Annotated in this window: 2 protein-coding genes and 1 pseudogene; all 3 read left to right on the top strand. The window is 58.2% G+C overall.

Annotation, left to right across the window (positions count from 1 at the left end; all coding sequences use genetic code 11):
* A partial coding sequence (gene rpsD, locus ACXJ5O_RS25475; RefSeq protein ID WP_457302340.1) for a 30S ribosomal protein S4 occupies nucleotides 1–324 on the top strand: 324 nt, incomplete at its 5' end.
* A gap of 74 nt (nucleotides 325–398) precedes the next feature.
* Nucleotides 399–1,328, top strand: a complete 930-nt coding sequence (locus tag ACXJ5O_RS25480; protein WP_457302341.1) for a glutaminase — start codon at nucleotides 399–401, stop codon at nucleotides 1,326–1,328.
* Between the two features lie 223 nt (nucleotides 1,329–1,551).
* Nucleotides 1,552–1,969: pseudogene (locus ACXJ5O_RS25485) on the top strand (tRNA 2-thiocytidine(32) synthetase TtcA); the annotation flags it as partial.

Genomic DNA, 1,969 nt, shown 5'->3' on the forward strand with positions numbered 1-1,969 from the left:
ATCGTGTACCGCGCCAAGTTCGTTCCGACGATCTTCGCAGCGCGTCAGTTCGTCAACCACGGCCATGTCAACGTCAACGGCCGCCGCACCAACATCCAGTCCTACATCTGCAAGGCCGGCGATGTGATCGAAGTGCGCGAAAAGTCGAAGCAGCTCGTGATCGTTCTGGAAGCCGTTCAGCTGGCTGAACGCGATGTTCCTGAATATCTCGAAGTTGATCACAACAAGATGGTTGCCAAGTACAACCGCGTTCCGGCCTTCTCCGATGTGCCCTACGCTGTACAGATGGAACCGAACCTGGTTGTCGAATTCTATTCGCGTTAATCAGTATTCAGTTTTAAAAGAAGCCGCCGGAGAAATCCTGGCGGCTTTTTTGTTGTCCTAATCGGAGCCCAGAAATGTCTGATCTTCAGGATGTCGTTGACAGCGTCCATCACGATCTTTCCAGCCGCATCGGCGAGGGCAAACTTGCCGACTATATTCCGGAACTCGCAACCGTCGATCCGAAGCAGTTCGGCATTGCGCTGGTCACTGTCGACGGGCAGATCMACGTGGCAGGCGACGCTGAAACCGCCTTCTCGATCCAGAGCATCTCGAAGGTCTTCACGCTGACGCTTGCGCTCGGCAAGATCGGCGACGGTTTATGGAAGCGCGTCGGACGCGAACCCTCCGGCAATGCCTTCAATTCCATCGTCCAGCTCGAGCAGGAAAAGGGCAAGCCGCGCAATCCCTTCATCAATGCCGGAGCGATCGCTGTCGCCGATGTGGTTCTGGCCGGCCATTTGCCCAAGGAGGCGATTGGCGAGATCGTGCAGTTCATCCGGCATCTCGCCGATGATGAGAGCATCGCCATCGATCAAAACGTCGCCCGCTCGGAGACGCAGACCGGCTACCGCAATGTGGCGCTCGCCAATTTCATGAAGGCGTTCCGCAATCTCGATCACCCGGTAGAACACGTGCTCGGCGTCTATTTCCATCACTGCGCCATCGCCATGTCGTGCCACCAGCTTGCGCACGCCGGGCTTTATCTCGCTTCGGCCGGGCGCAATCCGCTCAATGGCGGCAGTGTGGTTTCGGCAAGCCGTGCCCGCCGTATCAATGCGCTCATGCTGATGTGCGGCCACTATGACGGCTCGGGCGATTTTGCCTATCGGGTCGGCCTGCCGGGCAAGAGCGGTGTTGGTGGAGGTATCCTAGCCATTGCCCCTGGCAAGGCGTCCATCGCGGTCTGGTCACCGGGGCTGAACGAAGTCGGCAATTCGCAGCTCGGCTCGGCGGCACTGGAGTTACTGGCGCAGCGCACCGGCTGGTCCGTGTTCGGGCAATAGGGCGCCTCCACCTCTCCGTCATCCTCGGGCTTGACCCGAGGACCCAGCGACCTTCGCATCACAACGCATGGCTTGCTATATTTCCCGGGACAATGTGGGTCCTCGGGTCAAGCCCGAGGATGACGGAAAGAGGCGTGGCGGCGATTAAAGCAAAGACGGAAACGTCGAGAATCTCTTGCGTTCTGACCACTACCTTGTCAATGAAGCGCCATGAGGTGTTCACATGACCATTCATGACCAGGAATTGACCGACGCTGCCGGTTGCCACCCGATGTTTCTCGGCGTGCCATCCAGTGTGGAGTTCAACAAGTTGCGCAAGCGGCTGTTACGCAACACGCGGCAGGCGCTCGAAGATTTCGCCATGGTCAAGCCGGGTGAGCGCTGGCTCGTCGGGCTTTCCGGCGGCAAGGATTCCTACGGCCTGCTGGCGCTGCTGCTTGATCTCAAATGGCGTGGTTTGCTGCCGGTGGAACTCCTCGCCTGCAATCTCGATCAGGGCCAGCCGAATTTCCCCAAGCATATCCTTCCGGATTTTCTAGAAGCAAACGGCATCGAGCACCGCATCGAATACAAGGACACCTATTCGATCGTCACGGAGAAGGTGCCGGAAAACCAGACTTATTGTTCGCTCTGTTCCCGGC

The organism is Phyllobacterium sp. P5_D12 (assembly GCF_054049495.1).